Source organism: Zoogloea sp. GW822-FHT05C07 (assembly GCF_058800215.1).
On record NZ_CM179510.1, the window covers coordinates 2,334,494 to 2,354,273 of the forward strand.

Annotated in this window: 22 protein-coding genes and 1 tRNA gene; 12 read left to right on the plus strand and 11 right to left on the minus strand. The window is 63.6% G+C overall.

What is annotated here, in order from left to right:
- The first annotated feature begins 12 nt into the window (after positions 1-12).
- The 5 genes from selA to AC3QL2_RS11000 all read left to right on the plus strand — a co-directional run bounded on the left by selA (position 13) and on the right by AC3QL2_RS11000 (position 4,385).
- The gene (gene selA / locus AC3QL2_RS10980; protein ID WP_493234427.1) at positions 13-1,440 is read left to right on the plus strand and encodes an L-seryl-tRNA(Sec) selenium transferase; all 1,428 of its coding nucleotides are present in this window, start codon (positions 13-15) and stop codon (positions 1,438-1,440) included.
- Entirely contained in the window at positions 1,434-3,368 is a 1,935-nt protein-coding gene (gene selB, locus AC3QL2_RS10985; protein WP_493234428.1) for a selenocysteine-specific translation elongation factor, read from the plus strand. The genes selA and selB overlap by 7 nt, the downstream gene beginning before the upstream one ends.
- Positions 3,369-3,395: 27 nt before the next feature.
- Positions 3,396-3,492: transfer RNA gene (locus AC3QL2_RS10990), tRNA-Sec, on the plus strand.
- Positions 3,493-3,517: 25 nt separating this feature from the next.
- Positions 3,518-3,994: a glycine cleavage system protein H gene (locus tag AC3QL2_RS10995; protein ID WP_493234429.1), complete on the plus strand. Its 477-nt coding sequence runs from the start codon at positions 3,518-3,520 to the stop codon at positions 3,992-3,994.
- The gene (locus AC3QL2_RS11000) at positions 3,984-4,385 is read left to right on the plus strand and encodes a DsrE family protein (protein WP_493234430.1); all 402 of its coding nucleotides are present in this window, start codon (positions 3,984-3,986) and stop codon (positions 4,383-4,385) included. The genes AC3QL2_RS10995 and AC3QL2_RS11000 overlap by 11 nt, the downstream gene beginning before the upstream one ends.
- Here the strand turns inward: AC3QL2_RS11000 and AC3QL2_RS11005 are convergent.
- The 4 genes from AC3QL2_RS11005 to AC3QL2_RS11020 all read right to left on the minus strand — a co-directional run bounded on the left by AC3QL2_RS11005 (position 4,375) and on the right by AC3QL2_RS11020 (position 8,957).
- Positions 4,375-5,286: a DMT family transporter gene (locus AC3QL2_RS11005; RefSeq protein ID WP_493234431.1), complete on the minus strand. Its 912-nt coding sequence runs from the start codon at positions 5,284-5,286 to the stop codon at positions 4,375-4,377. The genes AC3QL2_RS11000 and AC3QL2_RS11005 overlap by 11 nt on opposite strands.
- Positions 5,287-5,387: 101 nt before the next feature.
- Positions 5,388-6,719, minus strand: a complete 1,332-nt coding sequence (locus AC3QL2_RS11010) for an NYN domain-containing protein (RefSeq protein ID WP_493234432.1) — start codon at positions 6,717-6,719, stop codon at positions 5,388-5,390.
- 129 nt (positions 6,720-6,848) lie between these two features.
- A complete protein-coding gene (tfpB, locus tag AC3QL2_RS11015) occupies positions 6,849-8,654 on the minus strand; it encodes a type IV pilus assembly ATPase TfpB (protein WP_493234433.1) in 1,806 nt (601 codons plus the stop codon).
- 135 nt (positions 8,655-8,789) lie between these two features.
- Positions 8,790-8,957 carry a hypothetical protein gene (locus AC3QL2_RS11020; protein ID WP_493234434.1) on the minus strand — a complete coding sequence of 56 codons (168 nt, stop codon included), beginning with the start codon at positions 8,955-8,957 and terminating at the stop codon, positions 8,790-8,792.
- A 150-nt stretch (positions 8,958-9,107) separates the two neighbouring features.
- On the opposite strand from AC3QL2_RS11020, the gene AC3QL2_RS11025 reads away from it, so the two are divergent.
- The 3 genes from AC3QL2_RS11025 to AC3QL2_RS11035 all read left to right on the plus strand — a co-directional run bounded on the left by AC3QL2_RS11025 (position 9,108) and on the right by AC3QL2_RS11035 (position 10,553).
- Complete coding sequence (locus tag AC3QL2_RS11025; RefSeq protein ID WP_493234435.1) at positions 9,108-9,380, plus strand: ComEA family DNA-binding protein; 273 nt, start codon at positions 9,108-9,110, stop codon at positions 9,378-9,380.
- An 88-nt stretch (positions 9,381-9,468) separates the two neighbouring features.
- A complete protein-coding gene (locus AC3QL2_RS11030; protein WP_493234436.1) occupies positions 9,469-9,693 on the plus strand; it encodes a hypothetical protein in 225 nt (74 codons plus the stop codon).
- A gap of 296 nt (positions 9,694-9,989) precedes the next feature.
- Positions 9,990-10,553, plus strand: a complete 564-nt coding sequence (locus AC3QL2_RS11035) for a CPBP family intramembrane glutamic endopeptidase (protein WP_493234437.1) — start codon at positions 9,990-9,992, stop codon at positions 10,551-10,553.
- A 7-nt stretch (positions 10,554-10,560) separates the two neighbouring features.
- Here the strand turns inward: AC3QL2_RS11035 and AC3QL2_RS11040 are convergent, their stop codons facing one another.
- The 4 genes from AC3QL2_RS11040 to AC3QL2_RS11055 all read right to left on the minus strand — a co-directional run bounded on the left by AC3QL2_RS11040 (position 10,561) and on the right by AC3QL2_RS11055 (position 13,775).
- Positions 10,561-11,607, minus strand: a complete 1,047-nt coding sequence (locus AC3QL2_RS11040; RefSeq protein WP_493234438.1) for a pyridoxal-phosphate-dependent aminotransferase family protein — start codon at positions 11,605-11,607, stop codon at positions 10,561-10,563.
- Between the two features lie 129 nt (positions 11,608-11,736).
- The gene (locus AC3QL2_RS11045; protein ID WP_493234439.1) at positions 11,737-12,210 is read right to left on the minus strand and encodes an SRPBCC family protein; all 474 of its coding nucleotides are present in this window, start codon (positions 12,208-12,210) and stop codon (positions 11,737-11,739) included.
- Positions 12,211-12,239: 29 nt separating this feature from the next.
- Positions 12,240-13,145, minus strand: coding sequence for a DMT family transporter (locus AC3QL2_RS11050; protein ID WP_493234440.1), 906 nt, complete (start codon positions 13,143-13,145; stop codon positions 12,240-12,242).
- Positions 13,146-13,505: 360 nt separating this feature from the next.
- Positions 13,506-13,775 (minus strand): hypothetical protein, encoded by a 270-nt coding sequence (locus AC3QL2_RS11055; protein ID WP_493234441.1) that lies wholly within the window; start codon positions 13,773-13,775, stop codon positions 13,506-13,508.
- 342 nt (positions 13,776-14,117) lie between these two features.
- On the opposite strand from AC3QL2_RS11055, the gene earP reads away from it, so the two are divergent.
- The 4 genes from earP (at position 14,118) to AC3QL2_RS11075 (ending at position 17,283) form a co-directional block, all read left to right on the plus strand.
- A complete protein-coding gene (earP, locus tag AC3QL2_RS11060) occupies positions 14,118-15,227 on the plus strand; it encodes an elongation factor P maturation arginine rhamnosyltransferase EarP (RefSeq protein WP_493234529.1) in 1,110 nt (369 codons plus the stop codon).
- A 54-nt stretch (positions 15,228-15,281) separates the two neighbouring features.
- A complete protein-coding gene (gene efp, locus AC3QL2_RS11065; RefSeq protein WP_374480639.1) occupies positions 15,282-15,842 on the plus strand; it encodes an elongation factor P in 561 nt (186 codons plus the stop codon).
- A gap of 69 nt (positions 15,843-15,911) precedes the next feature.
- Positions 15,912-16,457: a YaeQ family protein gene (locus tag AC3QL2_RS11070; RefSeq protein WP_493234442.1), complete on the plus strand. Its 546-nt coding sequence runs from the start codon at positions 15,912-15,914 to the stop codon at positions 16,455-16,457.
- Between the two features lie 109 nt (positions 16,458-16,566).
- Positions 16,567-17,283, plus strand: a complete 717-nt coding sequence (locus tag AC3QL2_RS11075) for a superoxide dismutase (protein ID WP_493234443.1) — start codon at positions 16,567-16,569, stop codon at positions 17,281-17,283.
- A gap of 62 nt (positions 17,284-17,345) precedes the next feature.
- On the opposite strand, the gene AC3QL2_RS11080 is transcribed toward AC3QL2_RS11075, so the two are convergent.
- Genes AC3QL2_RS11080 through AC3QL2_RS11090 form a run of 3 tightly spaced genes read right to left on the minus strand, consistent with a single transcriptional unit; the run spans position 17,346 to position 19,766 of the window.
- Positions 17,346-18,803 carry a radical SAM protein gene (locus tag AC3QL2_RS11080; protein WP_493234444.1) on the minus strand — a complete coding sequence of 486 codons (1,458 nt, stop codon included), beginning with the start codon at positions 18,801-18,803 and terminating at the stop codon, positions 17,346-17,348.
- On the minus strand, positions 18,769-19,533 hold the full coding sequence (locus AC3QL2_RS11085; RefSeq protein ID WP_493234445.1) for a prolipoprotein diacylglyceryl transferase: 765 nt from the start codon (positions 19,531-19,533) through the stop codon (positions 18,769-18,771). Before AC3QL2_RS11085 ends, AC3QL2_RS11080 begins: the two co-directional genes overlap by 35 nt.
- Positions 19,530-19,766 (minus strand): hypothetical protein, encoded by a 237-nt coding sequence (locus AC3QL2_RS11090; RefSeq protein WP_493234446.1) that lies wholly within the window; start codon positions 19,764-19,766, stop codon positions 19,530-19,532. The genes AC3QL2_RS11085 and AC3QL2_RS11090 overlap by 4 nt, the downstream gene beginning before the upstream one ends.
- Between the last annotated feature and the right edge of the window lie 14 nt (positions 19,767-19,780).

Below are 19,780 nucleotides of genomic sequence, written 5' to 3' on the forward strand. Positions count from 1 at the left end.
AGACTCCCCACGATGGCGTCCATGGTCCATGGCACCACGTCCGACGACAGCACCGCCTACCGCGCCCTGCCCAGTCTAGACCGGCTGCTCACCGCCGCCCCCGGCCTCGTCGCCGCGCACGGGCGCACTGAAACCACCCAGGCCCTGCGCGACACGCTGGCCGACGCCCGCCGCCGCATCGGCGCCGGCGAGGCAGCCCCGGATAGCGCCAGCCTGCTGGAAAACGCGAGCGCGCGCCTGACGGCGCGCGCTTGTCCACGCCTGAAACAGGTGTTCAACCTGACCGGCACCGTCCTGCACACCAACCTGGGGCGGGCCGTGCTGCCCGACGAAGCCATCGTCGCGATGGTGGACGCCGCCCGCTCTCCCTGCGCCCTCGAATACGACGTGGACAGCGGCGGCCGCGGCGACCGCGATGATGTCGTCAATGAGCTGCTGCAGGAACTCACCGGCGCCGACGCCGCCACCGTGGTGAACAACAACGCGGCGGCGGTCTTCCTGCTCCTCAATACCCTAGCCCAGCGCAAGGAAGTCATCGTCTCCCGCGGCGAACTGGTGGAGATCGGCGGCGCCTTCCGCGTGCCGGACATCATGAAGCGGGCCGGCGCCAGACTGATCGAAGTGGGCTGCACCAACCGCAGCCACCCGCGAGATTTCGAGGAAGCCATCGGCCCGCGCACGGGCCTGCTGATGAAGATCCACACCAGCAACTACGCAATCGAGGGCTTCACCGCCAGCGTTGCCCAGGCCGACATGGCGCACATCGCCCACGCCCACGGCCTGCCCTTCGTCGAAGATCTGGGCAGCGGTACGCTGACCGACCTGGAACGCTGGAACCTGCCCCATGAACCGACGCCGCGGGAAGCCATCACCAACGGCGCCGACCTGGTGACCTTTTCCGGCGACAAGCTGCTCGGCGGCCCCCAGGCCGGCATCCTGGTCGGCCGCAAGGACCTGATCGGCAAGATCAAGAAGAACCCCCTCAAGCGCGCGCTGCGCGTCGGCAAGATCACCCTCGCTGGCCTGGAGGCCGTGCTGCGCCTGTACCGCGACCCGGACACGCTGGCCGAAAGGCTGACCACGCTGCGCCTGCTGACCCGCCCCCGCGACGCAATGCTGGCCCAGGCCGAGCGCCTCAAACCCACCATCGCCCAGGCCGTGGCCAGCTGGCCGCTGACGGTGAGCATCGAACCCATGCTGTCGCAGATCGGCTCCGGCAGCCTGCCGGTGGACCGCCTGCCGTCGGCCGGCCTGGTGTTCCGCCCGCAGGGGCGCAAGAGCGGCGCGCTCAACCGCCTCGAAACCGCGTTGCGTGGCCTGCCGCTGCCGGTCATCGGGCGCATCGCCGACAACGCGCTGCACCTGGACCTGCGCTGCCTGCCGGAACGGGACGAAGCCGCCTTCCTCGCCCAATTCAGGCAGGGGTTCAAGCCATGCTGATCGGCACCGCCGGCCACATCGACCACGGCAAAACGACGCTGGTCCGCGCCCTCACCGGCGTGGACACCGACCGTCTTCCCGAGGAAAAGCGCCGCGGCATCACCATCGAGCTGGGCTATGCCTACCTGCCCGTCGCCGCAGACGCCGACGGACAGGAACAGGTGATCGGCTTCGTGGATGTGCCCGGCCACGAGAAATTCGTGCCGACCATGCTGGCCGGCGCCAGCGGCGTGGATTTCGCGCTGCTGGTGGTCGCCGCTGACGACGGCCCAATGCCGCAGACCCGCGAACACCTGCAGATCCTCCAGTTGCTGGGCCTCACCAACGGCGCGGTGGCGCTCACCAAGGCCGACCGGGCCAGCCCCGAACGCCTCGCCGAAGTCAGCGCAGAAATCCGCACCCTGCTTGCCCCGACGGCCCTAGCCGACGCACCGATCTTCCCGGTATCCGCAATCAACGGTGACGGCATTGCCGAACTGCGCAAGCACCTGTTCGACGCCGCGCAGCGCCTGCCGCAACGCGCCGCCGACGGAGAATTCCGGCTGGCCGTGGACCGGGTGTTCACGCTGGCCGGCGCCGGCACCATCGTCGCCGGCACCGTGCACGCCGGCCAGGTGAAGATCGGCGACACGGTGCACCTCGCCCTGTCCGGCAAGAGCGCCCGCGTGCGCAGCCTGCATGTGCAGAACCGCAAGGCCGACAGCGGCCACGCCGGGCAGCGCTGCGCGCTTAACCTGGCTGGGCTGGCGGTGGACGGGATCAAGCGCGGCGACTGGCTGGTCGGCCGCGCCGACGCCCTGCCCTCCCAACGCCTCGACCTGGATCTCCAGCTGTCCGCCGACGCCCCGCGCGCACTGGCCCACGGCGCCGTCGTACAGATCCACCACGGTACGCGCCACGTGCTGGGGCGGGTCGCGCTGCTCGACGCCGCCCTCGAAAAGAGCGGCCTGCCACCCAACGAACACTGCCTTGCCCAGGTCGTCACGGACACGCCGCTACACGCCTGCCGGGGCGACCTGCTGGTGCTGCGCGATGGCCATGGCCAGCACACCCTCGGCGGCGGACGCATCCTCGATCCCTTCGGGCCGCCGCGCCAGCGGCGTGCCCCCGCGCGGCTGGCGGCGCTAGCGGCCCAGGCCATCGCCGATCCCACCCAGCGCCTGTGCGCGGTACTCGACCACGCTCCACTGGGCGTCGACCTGCACCAGCTCACCGCCGCCGAAAATCGCCGCCCCGAGCAGTTGCTGGCCCTGTTACCCACCGCCAGCATCCATTACAGCGACAAGGCCGACTGGCTGATCGCCAGCGCGTCACTGCACGTACTGGCAACGCGTACCACGGCCCGCCTGGCCGACTACCACGCACACAACAGCGACGAGTTGGGCATCGAACGCGACCGCCTGCGGCGCATGCTCGCCCCGCAAGTGCCCGCCGCCGCCTTCGCCAACTGGCTGGAAACCTGGCTCGCCGCCGGCCGCCTGGCGCGCAGCGGCAGTGCCTGGCATCTGCCCGACCACCGGGTCGAGCTGGACGCCCGCGACCGCCAGCGGGCCGACAGACTGCTGCCGTGGCTGCTCGACAAGCCCTTCGATCCGCCGTGGGTACGCGACATCGCCGCCCGGCTTGGCGAACCGGAAAACCACACCCGCGAGCTGCTCAAACGCCTTGCCGCCCGCGGCGAAGCCTGCCAGGTGGTGCGTGACCTGTTCTACGCCCCAGCGGCCATCCGCAACCTGGGCCGCATCGCCAGCGAACTGACCGACGCGCAGGGCACCATCCGCGCCGCCGATTTCCGCGACCGCAGTGGCGTCGGACGCAAGCGGGCGATCCAGATCCTCGAGTACTTCGACCGCGTCGGCTTCACCCGCAAGATCGGTCACGGACACGACGAACATCACCGAATTCGCGGCGATCTTCCGGTAAATTAGATTTAAAATACGGTAAAATTCAAATATGGAAGGGACACGTCCCCCGGTGGGGCGACTGGTCTTCAAAACCAGGAGGGGCCGTCAACCGGTTCCTGGTGGGTTCGACTCCCATTCCCTTCCGCCAACCTTCCTCACGCCAAGCTCCAACCATGTCTCAGCTGCGCGGCTGCAATTTTCCTGACGAGCTGCTGTACCACGCGGACAGCCACCTGTGGTTCCAGCCCACCGGGTCAGAGCGTTTCCGGGTCGGCGTGACGCAGTTCGGCATCGCGCTGTCCGGCGAGATCCTGTTGTTCACACCCAAGCCTCTGGGCGTTGAACTGGACGCAGGGCGCGGTTTCGGCCTGCTGGAAGCCGGCAAGACAGTGTTTCCGGTCAAGACGCCCTTCGACGCCCGCCTGCTGGACGCCAACCCGACCCTCGATCCGTCCGCCCGCACGATGAACCGGCAGCCCTTCGAGGCCTGGCTGGTGGAGCTGCAGGCCCTTGCGCCGCTGCCACCCGGCCTGCTGTTGCCATGGCACGACGCGCAGCCGGAGATCGAGAAGATCATGGACCGCTACGCCTTCCGCAACCTGACGGATTTTTCCGCCCCGCTGTTCCACGAGGACGACCGTGACTTCTGACACCGCCGCCCGCCCGGCGGAAAAACTGGCCATCCTGGTGTGGGCGGCCGATCCGGGGCGGCCGGAGCTGTGCGCGACGCCCTTCTATTTCGCCGCCGCGGCCGCCGCGATGGACGTGGACGTGGAGATGTATTTCACCGCCCGCTCGGTGGAACTGCTGCAGGTCGGCGTCGCCGAAAAGCTGGAAGCCGCCGCCGGCAGCGGCAAATCGGTCGCCGATTTCCGCCGCGAAGCCCTCGCCTTCGGCGTGAAAATGTACGCATGCCCGACTGCCCTCGCCAGCCACGGCGTCAATGCCGGCACGCTGATCGCGGCCGTCGCCGGTCAGGCGGGCGCCGCCGCCTTCATCGGCCGCAGCCTGGACCCAACCTGGCGGACCCTCAGCTTCTGAGCGTAGCCCGGCGGCTGGCCAGCCAGCCGAACAGGGACAGCAGCGTCAATCCACCGCCGATCAGCAGGATGCCGGCGATCTCGGTAGTCCGGAATTCCTCGCCGAGGGTCAGGCGCGACGACAGGATCGCCACCACCGGCGTCCCCAGCACCGACAAGCTGGCCTCCCAGGCCGGCACCCGGTCGAGGATCCAGATCCACAGCCACCAGCACAAGGCCACGCTGGCTACCGACAGGAAAGCCAGGATCGCCACGTAGTGCAGCGACCAGTCCGTCGCCGGCCCGGGCACCACCACGGCCAGCAGCACCAGCGGCAGCGCGCCGACGATCATCTGCCAGGTGGTCAGCACCAGCAGATCCACCGGCTGGCGGCTGCGCAGGCGCTTGATGAGGATGGTGCCGATGGCCCAGCACAGCGCCGCGCTGAGGCCCAGCAGCTTGCTGAACAGGCTGGCGTGCATGTTCCACGGCTCGATGATCAGCAACAGGCCGGCGAGCGTGCACGCCGCCGCCAGCCACTGCTTGCCGCGCACCCGCTCGCCGAGGATCGGCCAGGCCATCAGCAGCGTCCAGATCGGCATCGTGAAGATCAGCACCGCGGTCTTGCCCGGCCCGCCCTCCACCAGCGCCCAGGTCTGGAACACCACGAAGCCGCTGACCTGCACCAATCCGATCGCGCTGGTCGCCAGCGGTGCCACCAGGCGCAGGGAACGTCCACTCAGGCGCACAGCCAGCATCAGGGCCAGCGCACCGCCGACGGTGCGTTGCGCCGCCAGCGCGAAGGGCGACGCGAAAACCAGCCCCTGCTTGAGCAGGACCCAGGTATAGCCCCAGGTGGACGACAGGACGATGAGCGCCAGCGCGGGCAACCAGCGCGGCGTGGAAGCGGACGATACAGACATGCGTGGAACCGTCGCGAGAGACGGCGGGAAACGGAAGAAAAGCAGACCCGCCGGCGAGAGCGAAGTTCGCGCCCTCCGGCAATTGCACGGATCTCAGGATCTCATTCGGTGGCTTCCACCTTCTTGCGCGGCCGCCGGGCCCGCGGCGCCGACTTGCGGGCCTCGTCGGCTGGCGGCGGGACAGCAGCCGAGTCCGCTTCAACGGCAGCGGCCTTCGCCGGCCGGGCCGTCTTGCGCTTCGCCCGCGCCGGGCGGATGGGCTCGGACGGAGCCGCCGCCTCGACGGGCGGAGCTGATACCGCGACCACTTCCGGCGCGGCAACGGCCGACTCGACGTTGATCACCCCCGCCCCGGCTTCGCCCTTGGCGGGCCGACGCCCTCTGCTGCGCTTGGCCGGCGCCTTCTTGCCTTCCTCGGCAACGGCGGCGGAAGGCACATTTTCCGGCGTCATGGCGCTTGCCGACTCGACGGTCGGTTTGCTGCGCCGCGCCCGCGGGCTCTTGCGCTTGCCTTCCACCAGCCCTTCGGCTCCCGCCGACACGGCCGGAGCCAGGGTCGGAACTTCGATCGCCAGCACCGACGCCGTTTCATGCACCACGGACATCGGCGCCCCGGCCCGGCGATAGACGTAGGTTCCGGATTTCTCGTCGCGCCCGATCTCCAGCAAACCACGGGACTGGGCCTCGTCCAGCAAATTACCGAAGGCCTTGAAACCGAAGCGGGTCTCACTGAAATCCGGCTTGCGGCGCTTTATCGCGTCCTTCAGCACTGAAGCCCAGATCTTGCCGGTGTCGCCACGCTCGGCGAGCAGCGCATCGAAGGTCTCGACGGCCATGTCCACCGCGCGGCTGCGCCGCGCCTCGATCTCCTCCCGGCGGCGCTTTTCCTCCTCGGGACTGCGGCGCACCTGTGGCTGGGCTTCCTTCGGCTCGCGCTTGGCCACCGCCTGGCGGGTTTCGCGCACCAGGTCGTCGTAGAAGATGAACTCGTCGCAGTTGGCAATCAGCAGGTCCGACGTGGACTGCTTGACCCCGACGCCGATCACCTGCTTGGCGTTCTCGCGCAGCTTGGAGACCAGCGGCGAGAAATCCGAATCACCGCTGATGATGACGAAGGTATTGACGTGGCTCTTGGTGTAGCAAAGGTCGAGGGCGTCCACCACCAGCCGGATGTCGGCGGAATTCTTGCCCGACTGGCGCACATGCGGAATCTCGATCAGCTCAAAATTGGCCTCGTGCATGCCGGCCTTGAAACCCTTGTAGCGCTCCCAGTCGCAATAGGCCTTCTTGACGACGATGCTGCCCTTCAGCAGCAGGCGCTCAAGGACCAGCTTGATATCGAATTTCTCGAACTTCGCATCGCGCACGCCGAGCGCGACGTTTTCGAAGTCGCAGAACAGGGCCATGCTGACGTTGTCGGGAGAAGCGGCCATGGGAAATTCCTGAATGAGGCGGACGTGCGCGCAGGGTACGCGCAAATCGGGGCGTTGAGACAGGTACTTGCCCTTGTTGAGCCCCGTGGGGCCGAATTCATTCTAGCCTACAGGAGGAGTGGTACCCAATCAGCGCCCGTGGCCGGACTCCGCCGGCGGCGCAACCTTCACGACCTCCTCCAGCGTCGTAATGCCGGCCGCCACCTTGAGGGCCCCGGACAGCCGCAGCGGCTTCATGCCCTCGCGGATCGCCAGGTCGCGGATGCGCGCCAAGTCGATATCTCCGGTGATCGCCTTGCGGAGCTCCGGCGACATCAGCAGGATCTCGTAGAGGCCGATGCGCCCCATGTAGCCGGTCATGCGGCATTCGATACAGCCGACAGCCCGGTGGATGCGGGCCGGCCGCTGCGCCTTCCACGGCGTCACGAGGTGATCCCAGATCGCCTCTTCCTCCGGCGTCATCGGCCGGGACTCCTTGCAGTGGGGGCACAACACTCGGACCAGACGCTGGGCCATGATGCCAAGCAGCGTCGCGTTGAGCAGATAGGCCGGCGCGCCCAGGTCAAGCAGACGGGTAACCGCCGACGGCGCATCGTTGGTGTGCAGCGTGGACAGCACCAAGTGCCCGGTGAGCGCAGCCTGGATCGCCATTTCGGCGGTTTCCAGGTCGCGGATCTCGCCGACCATGATGATGTCCGGATCCTGCCGCATCAGCGCCCGCACACCCTCGGCAAACCCCAGCTCGATGGCCTGGTGGACCTGCATCTGGTTGAAGCTGGGCTCCACCATCTCGATCGGATCCTCGATCGTGCAGACGTTCACCTCCGGCGTGGCGAGCTGCTTCAACGTCGAATAGAGTGTCGTGGTCTTGCCGGAACCGGTCGGGCCGGTGACCAGGATGATGCCGTGGGGCTGGCCCGAAATGGATTGCCAGCGGGACTGGTCGGCGTCCGAAAAACCCAGTTCGGCCATGTTGCGCACCAGCACGTCGGGATCGAAGATCCGCATCACCAACTTTTCGCCGAAGGCGGTGGGCAACGTGGACAGGCGCAGCTCGACTTCCTTGCCGCTGGTCACCCGGGTTTTCACGCGGCCATCCTGGGGCCGGCGCTTCTCCACCACGTCCATGCGGCCGAGGATCTTGATGCGGCTGGTCACGGCGGCCAGCACGCTCATCGGCATCTGGTACACCTGGTGCAGCACCCCGTCGATGCGGAAACGCACCAGGCCCATGTCGCGCCGGGGCTCGATGTGGATGTCGCTGGCCCGCTGCTCGAAGGCGTACTGCCACAGCCAGTCCACGATGTTGACGATGTGGCGGTCATTGGCGTCGTACTGGCGATTGACCTGCCCCAGTTCCACCAGCTGCTCGAAGGACGAGCCGCCGCCATGCCCGCTGCTCTGCGCGGCCTTCTTGACCGAACGGGCCAGGTTGTAGAACTCGACCAGGTAACGCGCCACGTCAGCCGGATTGGCGACGACGCGGCGGATCTCTTTCTTCAGGATACCGGCGACTTCCTTCTCCCATTCCCGCAGGAAAGGCTGGGTCGTCGCCACCACCACCTCGCGCAGCCCCACCTCCAGCGGCAGTACGCCAAAGCGGGTCGCGTAGGCCGAGGACATCACCGCGGTGACCGCCGCGAAATCGATCTTCAGCGGATCGATGCGCATGTAATCGAGCCCAACCCGGCTGGCCAGCCATTCGCACAACACTTCCAGTGTCAGGACTTGGTGGGAATCCCCTCGCGCCGCCCATTTCTGGCCGGCCACGACGATCAGGGGATGCACATCAGCCGGCTTCTTGGCCTGCGCGATGCGCAGTGCATCCGCGTCGCCGGGCTCGACGAACTGATCGCCGACCAGCATGTCGAGCACTTCGGCAAGGGTCAGTCGGTGTTCGGAAATGGCGACCGCAGCCGCGGAGTATCGGGACATGGGCTACATGGCATGGGCAGAGAGACCACGGAACGCAGCCCCTGACCACCGGGAATCGGATGCGACCCAAGCATAAAGGCATATCCCCGCCGCCGCCAGAAATTTGCACGCTTTTACCCCATGGCCCCGCAGCGTCTACCAGCCCCGGTAGCCGCGGTCGTAGCCCTGCTGGTAACCCGGACCATAGCCGCGCGGCCCGTCGTAGTGGTGATAGCGGCCATAGTAGCCCGGACCAGCCGGCACAACGACGCAGCCCCCCAGCAAGGCGGCGAGAAGAATGCTGCAGACAAGACCCTTTTTCATGGCAGTACTCCTGGAATCGGTTGATGTCTCCCCTTAACGCATGAGATGTCCGTTTGGTTGGTGGCAAACAGTCTCCAAATGTTGCCGCTCCATGTTGATGACGTTGGTATTTACCTACACAATAACCATGTCATCAACAAGGAGACCCACATGAAGCACATCCTGTCTTTCCTCGGCCTGTCCCTCGTCGGCATCCACCTTGCGCTGGCTGCCGTCAACATCAACACCGCCAACCAGAGCGAACTCGACGGCGTGAAGGGCATCGGCCCCTCCAAGGCCCAGGCGATCATCGACTACCGGACCAAGAACGGCCCCTTCAAGAGCCTCGACGACCTGAAGAATGTGAAGGGTTTCGGCGACAAGAGCATCACCAAGCTGAAGGGCGAATTGAGCGTTAGCGGTGGAGATAGCGCCAAAAAGTGATTTTTTGACGACGGAAGGCATGACGAACGCAGCAAATGGCGGTAGTGTTGATCATCACCTCCATTTTCCGGATCCCCTGGAGCCTGCCATGCCTTCCGCATTCATTTCCCGCCTCGCCATCGTGCCGATGGCACTACTGCTGGTCGCCTGCGGCGTCTCCGACACGGGTACTGCCGCAGTCACCGCCGCCCAACTCAAGGCCCGGGAAGCCGAACAGGCTCAGGCGGCCAAAGCTCAGATCGAGCAACAGCTGGAAGCCGCCAACCAGCAGGCCGAGGAACGACGCAAGCAGATCGACGCCGCAACCCGCTAGCAAACCGCTGAATTAAAAAGAATCTGCCGGAAATCAGCTTCGTTTTTCTGGGTGCGGCCATACTGGCCGTATGGTGGCCTGCCCGCACATCCATCGCCCCTTGGGCCGTTCTTTTCACACTCGCGCTGGGGTTCGCCCTGGCTGGCAAAACCGTCACTCCGATCGCACTGCCCAGCCTGGCACTCCTGCTGCTGGCCAGCCAGGCCTCCGTCCGCTACCTGCCGAAGACCGGCCCTTGGGCAACCGGTGCCCTTGCGTTGATCCTGGCCCTGCATGTGTGGCCGGGATTTCACCCGATGACCGTCGTCGACAAGGCAGTACTGAGCCCCGGTGCCCACGCCTTCAACCTCCGTGTCGGTTTCGACAAGGCGGCCGCCGGGCTCATACTCTTGGCATTTTTCGGCAAACGCATCAAATCAGAACTTGAACTCCGTCGAATTAGCGCCTTAATGCTGATATTTTCAGTATTCGGCGCAATCTCGACGCTAGGACTCGCATGGCTGACGGGATTCGTCCGTCCGGATCCAAAATGGCCGGCCTTCGCCGGCCATTTCCTGGCAATCAACCTGCTGTTCACCTGCATCGCCGAGGAATGCTTCTTTCGCGGGCTGATCCAGGAAAAACTGCACCAGCACTTCAGCCACCGGGGAAAACTCATCCCGGTGGTGCTGTCGACCCTATTGTTCGGCGCCGCCCATCTGGCTGGCGGCGTGCAATACGCAGCGCTCGCCGTTGTCGCCGGCCTCTCCTATGCTTGGGCGTATGCGCATGCGAGACGCATAGAAGCGGCAATTTTTGTGCATTTTGTCGTCAATTCGATGCATTTTTTTGGTTTCAGCTACCCAGGCCTGGGTAGCTGAAACCGCGTCACCGCCGGAGCACTGCCTCCAGTGCCTCCAGGCACAGCGCGATATTGGCAAGACGGCTGGAATGCCCCATCAGGCCGATACGCCATACCTTGCCAGCCAGAACGCCCAAACCGGCCCCGATCTCCAGCCCGAATTCGGTGAGCAGGCGATTGCGTGCAGCCGCTTCATCGATGCCGTCCGGAACCCACACCGTGTTGAGCTGCGGCAAACGTGCTTCCTCACGGACAACGAAACGCAAACCGAGCGCCTCCAGCCCGGCACGCAGGCGCAAATGATTGTCCCGGTGGCGTTGCCAGACGTTTTCCAGCCCTTCCTCGGCCACCAGCACCAGCGATTCGTGCAGGCCATAGAGCGGATTGACCGGCGCCGTGTGGTGATAAGTGCGTTTCGCGCCGCTCCAGTAGCCCAGCACAAGGCTCAAATCCTGAAACCAGCTCTGGCAGGAGGTCTTGCGGTTGCGAATCCGCTCCACCGCCGCGGCGGAAAAACTGACCGGAGAGAGGCCTGGAGCGCTCGACAGGCATTTCTGGCTGCCCGAATAGGCCGCATCGATGCCCCATTCGTCGAGCAGTACCGGCACGCCAGCGAGGGACGTGACGCAGTCCATGATCGTCAGCGCACCGAAACGGCGGGCAATCGCCGCCAGCGTCGCCGCATCGGACAACGCACCGGTCGAGGTTTCCGCATGGACGAAGGCCAGCAGTGCCGCATCAGGATTGGCTCGGAAAGCATCCTCGACCTTGTCCGGAGCCACAGCTTCGCCCCATGGATCCTCGACAATCACCGGGATACCGCCGATCCGGCGGACGTTTTCAGCCATGCGCTGGCCAAAAACACCGTTGATGCAGACGATGACCTTGTCGCCGGGAGCCACCAGATTGACGAAACAGCTCTCCATGCCCACCGAACCCGGTGCCGACAGGGGGAAAGTCAGCTCATTTTCGGTCTGAAAAACGTAACGCAGCAGGCTTTTCAGCTCGTCCATCATGCCAACAAACGCCGGATCGAGATGGCCGATGGTCGGCCGCGCCAGCGCGGCGAGCACCCGCTGCGGCACATCCGACGGCCCAGGCCCCATCAACGTGCGGGCCGGTACTTGGAAAGAACGGATTTCGGGACTTGCGACCTTCATGGTTTCTCCTGAAGACAGTCTGAAATACCGCGGGCAGGCATGCTACTGAGGCCGCCCGTTGGCAGCAATCATGCGGATGATGCGCACCGTATCCACATCCGATTCCCGGTACGCAGACTTGACGAATTCGGACACCTGCACCACTTCCCCCTCGGCAGCGTTCTCCGACAGAGTCGTCTCGTACGTGAAACGGAGAAAAATTCTCGTTGAATCAGGAGCTTCGAGCCGGATCGTGAGCGTTCCACCGGCATGCTCGGCGGTCGCCCGCGATTCGAAGCACATCCACTCCTGCGCACGATAGGTGACCGTGTCGCGGATGCTGGCCTGCCCGAAGTGGAGAACCCGTTCCACCTGGCCCTCGCTGCGCGACAGGATCTCGCAACGATCCAGCCCCTGCAGGAAGATCCCCGGCTCCTCGACGCGATACATCAGGCCAGTCCATACCTGCTCGACGCTCAGCGACTCGATGAGCGGGTTGAGGGGATTGTTGATCTCGATGAGATGTTCGAAATGCAAGAAGTGGCTCCCTAAGTTCGTCGCGCAGTTTAGCGTCGATTGAAACCGGTCGTCAGCCAGATGCCGGCAAGAATCATCGCGATTCCGAGCAGATGGTACAGCTGCGGCACTTCGCCGAGAAAAATGGCGGCCAGGATTGTGCTGAAAACCGGCATCAGGTGGATGAACAGTCCACCTTTGGCAGCCCCGACCTCGGCAACAGCGCGGTTGTAGAACACATAACCGAGAAAAGCCGGAAAGATTCCCGTGTAGACGATGCCGGCGAACGCCGCCGGTACTGGGTGCAGAACCGCTCCCGTAGCCAGTTCACGCCACGCAAACGGCAGCAGGATCACCAGGCCGATCGCAGTCAGCGCCGCCAGCAGGGCCATCGGATGCACACCGGGGGGACGCCAGCGCAGCCCCAGAGTGTACAAAGCCCAGGACAACACCGCCGCCAACATCCAGACATCCCCGACATTCAGGCTCAATCTGCCCAGGATTGCCAGATCACCGTGGCTGACGATGGTCAGCACGCCACAGAAAGAGACGCCGACACCAAAAAGCTCGAGTCCTTTTGCCCGATGACCGAAAAACCAGGAAATCGCGATGATCGCCATCGGGATGAAGGAATTCAGCAGCGCCGCATTGGTAGCCGTGGTGTGGGCAAGTGCGATGTAAGCCAGCGTGTTGTATGCACCGACCCCCAGTATGCCCAACACCACAAGCACCATCCATTGCCGGAGATCCAGCCCCTTCAAGGTCTGCCGGTACGGCCAGGCAAAGGGCAGGGTCAGCAGGAAGGCCAGGATCCAGCGTCCGATAGCCAGGGAAAATGGTGGGACCAGGTCCCGCATTCCTCGTCCAACCACCATGTTGCCTGACCAGAACAGGACGGTGAGCGTCAGCAGAAGGTAGGGATGGCCGAGAAAACGTGGGCTGCGATGATCGGACACAAATACGGTTTCTGGATGCGTTGACGCGGATTATCAGCGAGAACCGTCCACTCGGACACGACGATTGCGGTGCTACCAAACGGGATTTGTGTGGGTGTGGCTCCTGCGGTTCAGCTTGGTGTTTTGTTCTTAGTTTTTCTTTATATATATAAGACTCTGTTAACGGTACACCGCCATTTTCTGTGGATAACCCAATAAACCATTTAGGATTCAAAAACTTGAATCATGTAAAAGGTTCTGGAGAACCGCAGTAACAGTACGGGGACAGATTGGGGAGGAAAATTCCGTTTCCCATGGATTCGTGGCTTGTCCACATTTTTTGCGACTGTTTACCGTCCGCTTGTACACAGGAAGCGGCTTTCAGAGGGTTTCCGTCAGCGGATACTTGCGGGAAAAGTAGCTGTAGGCCTTGTCCAGGTGGCGTCGGCGCAGAAAATCGAACTGTTTTTCGGCGATGGACAGCTGGTCCAGAAACATCTGGTGCACCAGATAGAGCCCTTGGGGGGTCTTCAACAATTCCCTGGCAAGTCCATGAGCCTGATCGTCGGAGAGTCCGGTTGCGTTGCGTACGACTTGTACGGTTTCCCAATCCACTTCGATGAAGTCCAGCAAGTCGGTGATCGAAAGCATGGAGATTCCTTTGCGGTCGCCGTGGCTCGTTTGGCACGGGCTCAGGTTGGTAGAGATTGTTGACTGTTTTTCTTTATATATAAGTACTGTTTACGTTTACGCTACGCGCATTTCTGTGGATAACACAGAAAAATCATTTTTTATCAAAGTTTTGATGCGTTGATAAGGATGTCGGAAAGCAACTGCATAGTGTGTGGGAGGATTGTTGAGGAAATTTTGCCTCGCCTCAGAAAGAAGCTTTGTGCACAATCTGTCCGCCTGTCCACCCCCGATTTGTCCCCAGTTTTGTCGAAACGTTCGCCCTCTTCCGCTCCTGCTGCGCCCCCCAGGGGCATCTGGGATGTGTTTTGTCCGGTTGTAGATAATTTCGGCGACATCGGCGTGTGTTGGCGCTTGTCCCGGCAACTGGCGGCCGAATACCGGATTGCCGTGCGTCTGTGGGTGGATGACCTCCAGGTGGCCCGCCGTCTGATTCCCCGGCTCGATGTGCTTGCCGCCAGCCAACTGATCGATGGCGTGGAAATCCGCCATTGGGCTGCGCCGCTGCCGGACGTCGAACCTGGAGAAGTGGTGATTTCGGCCTTTGCAGGCAATCTCCCCGACGCTTTCCTGCACGCGATGGCCCGTCGCGCTCCGAAACCGGTGTGGATAAACCTCGAGTACCTCAGCGCCGAGGACTGGGTCGGCGACTGCCATGGTCTGCCATCGCCGCATCCGCAACTTCCCCTGACGCAGTTCTTCTTTTTCCCCGGCCTGGGGACGAACTCGGGTGGATTCATCCGCGAGGCGGATTATTCGGTGCGCCGGGCAGCTTGTGTGCCGGCCGCTTTCCTGGCCGTGCCTGATTGGCCGGAACGTCGCCCGAATGAACTTCGGATCTCCTTGTTCTCCTATGAAAACAAGGGTTTGAGAGAACTCATCAAGGTCTGGTCGGCAGGGGATTCGCCTGTCACCTGTCTGGTGCCGGAGGGGCGGATCCTGCCTGAACTGGCGGCCGAATTCGGGGTGAGTGGCCTGCGTGCCGGTGATCAGTTGCTGTGCGACCAGCTCGTCGTGCGTGTCCTGCCCTTTGTCGAGCAGCAGAAATATGACGAATTGCTGTGGGCGTGCGATCTCAATTTTGTGCGTGGCGAGGATTCCTTCGTGCGCGCCCAGTGGGCCGAGATCCCTTTCGTGTGGCAGATCTACGTGCAGGAAGAGGATGCGCACCTGGAAAAGTTGCGGGCTTTTCTGGCGCGTTACCAGGAAGGGCTCGATCCAGAGGTTGCCGGTGCGCTGTCCGATTTCTGGCTGGCCTGGAACCGGGGGGAAGGCGTGGCGGCGGCCTGGCCCGCGTTTCGGGCGGCTTTACCTGCGCTCAAGACCCACGCCACGACGTGGGCGGCACAGTTACAGGAGGGCGGGGATCTCGCTGCGCGGCTGGTGCAATTCTGTAAACTTAAGTTAGAATAATAAGTTACCGTTTATCCGTGGCACGTGCCGCGCAATTTGCAAGCAGGAAATAGCATGAAAACCGCAATGGAACTCCGCTCCGGCAACGTGATCATGGTGGGCAGCGACGCCCTCGTGGTGCAGAAGGCCGAGTACAACAAGTCCGGCCGTAACGCCGCTGTCGTCAAGATGAAGCTCAAGAACCTGCTCACCGGTGCGCCGTCCGAGTCGGTTTACAAGGCTGACGACAAGTTCGAAGTCGTCGTTCTCGATCGCAAGGAAGTCACCTATTCCTACTTCGCCGATCCGATGTACGTTTTCATGGACGCCGAGTACGAACAGTACGAAGTCGAAGCCGAAAACATGACCGACGCGCTGAAGTACCTGATCGACGGCATGCCCTGTGAAGTGGTGTTCTTCAACGGCAAGGCCATCTCCGTGGAACTGCCGACCAGCGTCGTGCGCGAAGTGGAATACACCGAGCCCGCCGTCAAGGGCGACACCTCCGGCAAGGTTCTGAAGCCCGCCCGTATCGCTCCCAGCGGTTTCGAACTGTCCGTGCCCGCTTTCGTGGAAATCGGCGACAAGATCGAAATCGACACCCGTACCGACGAATACCGCAACCGCGTCAAGTAAGTCGAGGTTGGTCCGGTCCGGTGAAAGGCCACCGTCAGGTGGCCTTTCGTTTTTTTCTGAACAAGCGCCATGGCCCTCAAATCCACCATTTTTCGCGCCACATTGAATGTCTCCGACCTGGATCGGGGCCATTTCGGCGAACATGTGCTGACCCTCGCCCGTCATCCGTCCGAGACCGATGAGCGGATGATGGTGCGTGTGCTGGCTTTTGCGTTGCATGCGGACGAGCGGCTCGAATTCGGGCGCGGGATTTCCTCCGACGACGAGCCAGCTCTGTGGCGCAAGGACGATACTGGGCGCATCCTCGACTGGATCGAAGTCGGTCTGCCGGATGAGCGCCTGTTGCGTCGCGCGGCCGGAAGGGCCGACCAAGTCACCGTGCTGGCCTATGGTGGCCGTACGGTGGATATCTGGTGGCAGAAGGATGCGGCAACGCTCTCCAAGCTGGCGAATCTGAAGGTGCTGGCGCTGGCTCAGGAAGAATCAAAGGCGCTTGCCGCACTGGCGGCGCGCAGCATGGAATTGAGCTGCACGGTCCAGGACGGACAGCTATGGTTTTCGGCCGGGGAAACCACCTTGACGCTCAATCCGCGCGGCGTTTACCCGGCGGCTTAGCCTGAAGCATTGCAGCGATGATGACAAAAGCCTGCCGGAATGCGAATAATGCGCGTACCGGCCTTCAGTCTCGGGGGTCGGAAAGATAAATCCCGACAGGAGAGTCCGCATGTCTTCCCCATTGCTTTTCCCGTCCGAGCAGGTCGCCGGTCGCCGCCAGTTCCTGGGTACGTCCCTCGGTTTGCTGGCAGCGGCCTCCCTGGGTAGTCTGGCCCGCCCGGCGCAGGCCGCCAGCCCCATCGTCCTGCCTGCACTGCCCTACGCGGAAAATGCCCTTAATCCGGTCATCAGCGCCAATACGATCGGCTTCCACTACGGCAAGCACCACAAGGCCTACGTGGATAACCTCAACAAGCTGATCGCGGGCTCCGAACTGGCCGATTTGTCGCTCGAAAAGATCATCGCCGCAGTGGCTGGCAAGGCCGACAAGACGGCCATCTTCAACAACGCCGCGCAAACCTGGAACCATACCTTCTACTGGCACAGCCTGCGTCCGAATGGCGGCGGTGAGCCGCCGGCAGCCCTGAAACAGCGGATTGAAGCCTCGTTTGGCAGCGTGGATGCGCTGAAGAAGGAGCTCGCCACGGCGGCGACTGGCCAGTTCGGTAGCGGCTGGGCCTGGCTGGTGGCTGATGGCGACAAGCTGAAGGTGGTGAAGACCGGCAACGCCGACGTGCCGCTGACCGCTGGGCTGAAGCCGCTGCTGACCATCGACGTGTGGGAGCACGCGTACTACCTGGATTACCAGAACCGCCGGGCCGACTACGTGAACGCGGTGCTCGACAAGCTGATCAACTGGGAATTCGCGCTCAAGAACCTGGGCTGATTCCGTCGAATCCCCTGCTGCAGACGTTTCCGATGCTGCCGCAGGGGCGTTGTCGTTCTGTTTCAGTCGGGTCGCGTGGTGCCCGGCGCTGCGTGCTGGCGTCGTTGTTGGGTATCTGCCGTGATTTCGGCGCGAATCTGTGCCAGATGCCGGCTTTGATCGTCCCGGTAGAACAGGTTGTAGGCTTCGAACGGGATCATGCGTCCGTCCGGCTGCACCATGTGCACGCAGGATTTCTTCAGTGCCCGCAGGTCCAGGTTGGCGGCATCCATGAACTGCACGATCAGCACGCGGAAGACGTTTTCGTAGCCCAGCTGGGGCGCATCGATCTTTGGCAGGCAGCACAGCAGGTCGGACAGGCAGCGGGCGCCCGATTCCGGCGAGTGATTGGTGGAAAAGAGCCGGAAAAGCTGCGCCTTGATGGCCGGATCGCGCTCGAAGATGATGGTGTTGGCTGAGCCCGCCAGCAGGGTTTCCGGACCGAGGAAGCGGGTCAATGGGTGGATTTGGCTACCCAGTTTGAGGGCGTAGCCCATGGCCAGGGTGTCCGGGTTGCAGGGAACCGGCACGATGTCGTCCAGGCTGAATAAGCCGGACTGTTCGGCGATGCGGCGGCGGATCTCGCTTAGGGTCAGGCGGTGCGTGCCGGTGCTGAAGCCTTCGTTGCGGCCGGCGTCCTGGATCGGCTGCAGCGTGACGCCGCGCACGCTGGGGCGGGTCAGCGCGTAGCGGATGATGTCGCCGATCTCGTCGTCGTTGACGCCCTTTTTCAGCGTCATTACCAGGGTTGTGGATAAGTTGTGGCGATCGAGGGCGTCCAGGGCTTGTTCGCGGATACGCCGCAGGTCGGCGCCGCGCAAGTCCTGCAGCGCGTCGGCGCGCAGGGAGTCGAACTGCAGGTAGATCTCGATCCCTGGCTTGTATTCGGCCAGCCGGGCGGCGAATTCCGGCTCCTGGGCCAGGCGGATGCCGTTGGTGTTCACCATCAGGTGGCGGATCGGCCGGGCTTTGGCGGCATCGAGGATGGCGAAGAAATCCGGGTGGAGCGTCGGCTCGCCGCCCGAAAGCTGCACGATGTCCGGTTCGCCTTCGTTGCGGACCACGGCGTCCAGCATCGTTTCGATGACGGCCAGCGGGCGGTGGTTCAGGCGCTCGGGGCCAGAGCCGGCATAGCACACCGGGCAGCGCAGGTTGCAGTGATCGGTGATTTCCAGAACCGTCAGGCAGGAGTGCTGCATGTGGTCAGGGCACAGGCCGCAGTCGTAGGGGCAGCCGAATTCCATGCGCGTCGAGAAATTCTCGGGCATTTCCGGCGCCTTCACGTAAACTTCGCGACCAAGCCGGTAATAGTCGGCATCGTCGGCGATCAGTACACGTTCGGTACCGTGGGCCGGGCACCATTTCTCGAGGAAGACCTGCTCCTCCTTGATCAGGATCTTGGCCTCGACGCGACGCAGGCACTGGGAACACACCGAGCTGGTGGTGTCATGGAACAGGTAGGGACGGTTCTTGCGCGACATGGAGGCGACGCCACTGGCGGAGAGTGAAGGGAAGATAGACGGCGAGCGTCAGCGCGCAGATCCACTGGATGCCGGATAGACCACCCGGCCATGGGAAGGGGGCGGGCTTGAGTGCGTCGATTCCCAGCCGCCACGCCAGATAGGCGGACAGCATCAGCTTGAAGCGCAATCCGCTGGAGGCCGCTAAAGATGGAGTGGCCTGGTGCAGAAGCAGCGCGAGCACGCCGGCGAAGGCGATTTCATAGAGTTGGGTAGGATGGCGTGGAATGCCGTCGCCGAAGTCAATCGCCCACGGCAGGGAGGTCGGCACGCCGTACGTGCCGTCATTGAGGCCAGCGAGGAAGCAGCCGATCCGGCCGATCGCCAGTCCGAGGAGGATTGGCATCACATAGGCGTCGCCGGTGGAGGTCCGGATTCCAGCCCATTTCTTGGCGATTTCGGTGCCGATCAGGCCACCGAGCAGCCCGCCGACCATCGATTGCCCGGCCAGCAGCAGGCGCCAGCCGGTGGTTTCATGGAGCAGATGGGGCATTTCGGCCCAGAAAACCAGCTTGTTGCCGATCGCGGCGCCGAGCAGGCAGGCGCACAAGACCAGGAAGCGGGGGCCGCGCAGGGCACTGTCGGTGGTCTGTTGCCGCCGAGAGCGGAAGAATAGCTGGCTTCCGGCGGCCAGGCCCAGAGCCTCGAACACCGCATGGACGGCGTGTGCGGTCGCCGGGTCGGTGATCACGGGGGCGGATCGGCTGGTGGGGGTGTTTCGTCCTCGTCCTCCGTGTCGTTCCGGTCGAGGAGGGATTTCCAGACCAGCCAGGCCGGCCAGCTGAAGAGGAGGATTGAAACCAGCCCGATGCCGGCAATCGCCGGTTCGCCCGTGCCCAGGACGACACACACGCCGCCGGCGAAGACGGCCAGCAGCAGGACGATCAGGACTGCGATCTTGATCAGCGTGATGACAATCTTCACCGGGCATTCATCCT

Bases quoted from the DNA above. Each gene is read 5' to 3' on its own strand.
- selA (WP_493234427.1), top strand. From the start codon at position 13: ATGGCGTCCATGGTCCATGGCACCACGTCCGACGACAGCACCGCCTAC.
- selB (WP_493234428.1), top strand. From the start codon at position 1,434: ATGCTGATCGGCACCGCCGGCCACATCGACCACGGCAAAACGACGCTG.
- AC3QL2_RS10995 (WP_493234429.1), top strand. From the start codon at position 3,518: ATGTCTCAGCTGCGCGGCTGCAATTTTCCTGACGAGCTGCTGTACCAC.
- AC3QL2_RS11005 (WP_493234431.1), bottom strand. From the start codon at position 5,286: ATGTCTGTATCGTCCGCTTCCACGCCGCGCTGGTTGCCCGCGCTGGCG.
- AC3QL2_RS11010 (WP_493234432.1), bottom strand. From the start codon at position 6,719: ATGGCCGCTTCTCCCGACAACGTCAGCATGGCCCTGTTCTGCGACTTC.
- tfpB (WP_493234433.1), bottom strand. From the start codon at position 8,654: ATGTCCCGATACTCCGCGGCTGCGGTCGCCATTTCCGAACACCGACTG.
- AC3QL2_RS11020 (WP_493234434.1), bottom strand. From the start codon at position 8,957: ATGAAAAAGGGTCTTGTCTGCAGCATTCTTCTCGCCGCCTTGCTGGGG.
- AC3QL2_RS11025 (WP_493234435.1), top strand. From the start codon at position 9,108: ATGAAGCACATCCTGTCTTTCCTCGGCCTGTCCCTCGTCGGCATCCAC.
- AC3QL2_RS11030 (WP_493234436.1), top strand. From the start codon at position 9,469: ATGCCTTCCGCATTCATTTCCCGCCTCGCCATCGTGCCGATGGCACTA.
- AC3QL2_RS11035 (WP_493234437.1), top strand. From the start codon at position 9,990: ATGACCGTCGTCGACAAGGCAGTACTGAGCCCCGGTGCCCACGCCTTC.
- AC3QL2_RS11055 (WP_493234441.1), bottom strand. From the start codon at position 13,775: ATGCTTTCGATCACCGACTTGCTGGACTTCATCGAAGTGGATTGGGAA.
- efp (WP_374480639.1), top strand. From the start codon at position 15,282: ATGAAAACCGCAATGGAACTCCGCTCCGGCAACGTGATCATGGTGGGC.
- AC3QL2_RS11070 (WP_493234442.1), top strand. From the start codon at position 15,912: ATGGCCCTCAAATCCACCATTTTTCGCGCCACATTGAATGTCTCCGAC.
- AC3QL2_RS11075 (WP_493234443.1), top strand. From the start codon at position 16,567: ATGTCTTCCCCATTGCTTTTCCCGTCCGAGCAGGTCGCCGGTCGCCGC.
- AC3QL2_RS11080 (WP_493234444.1), bottom strand. From the start codon at position 18,803: ATGTCGCGCAAGAACCGTCCCTACCTGTTCCATGACACCACCAGCTCG.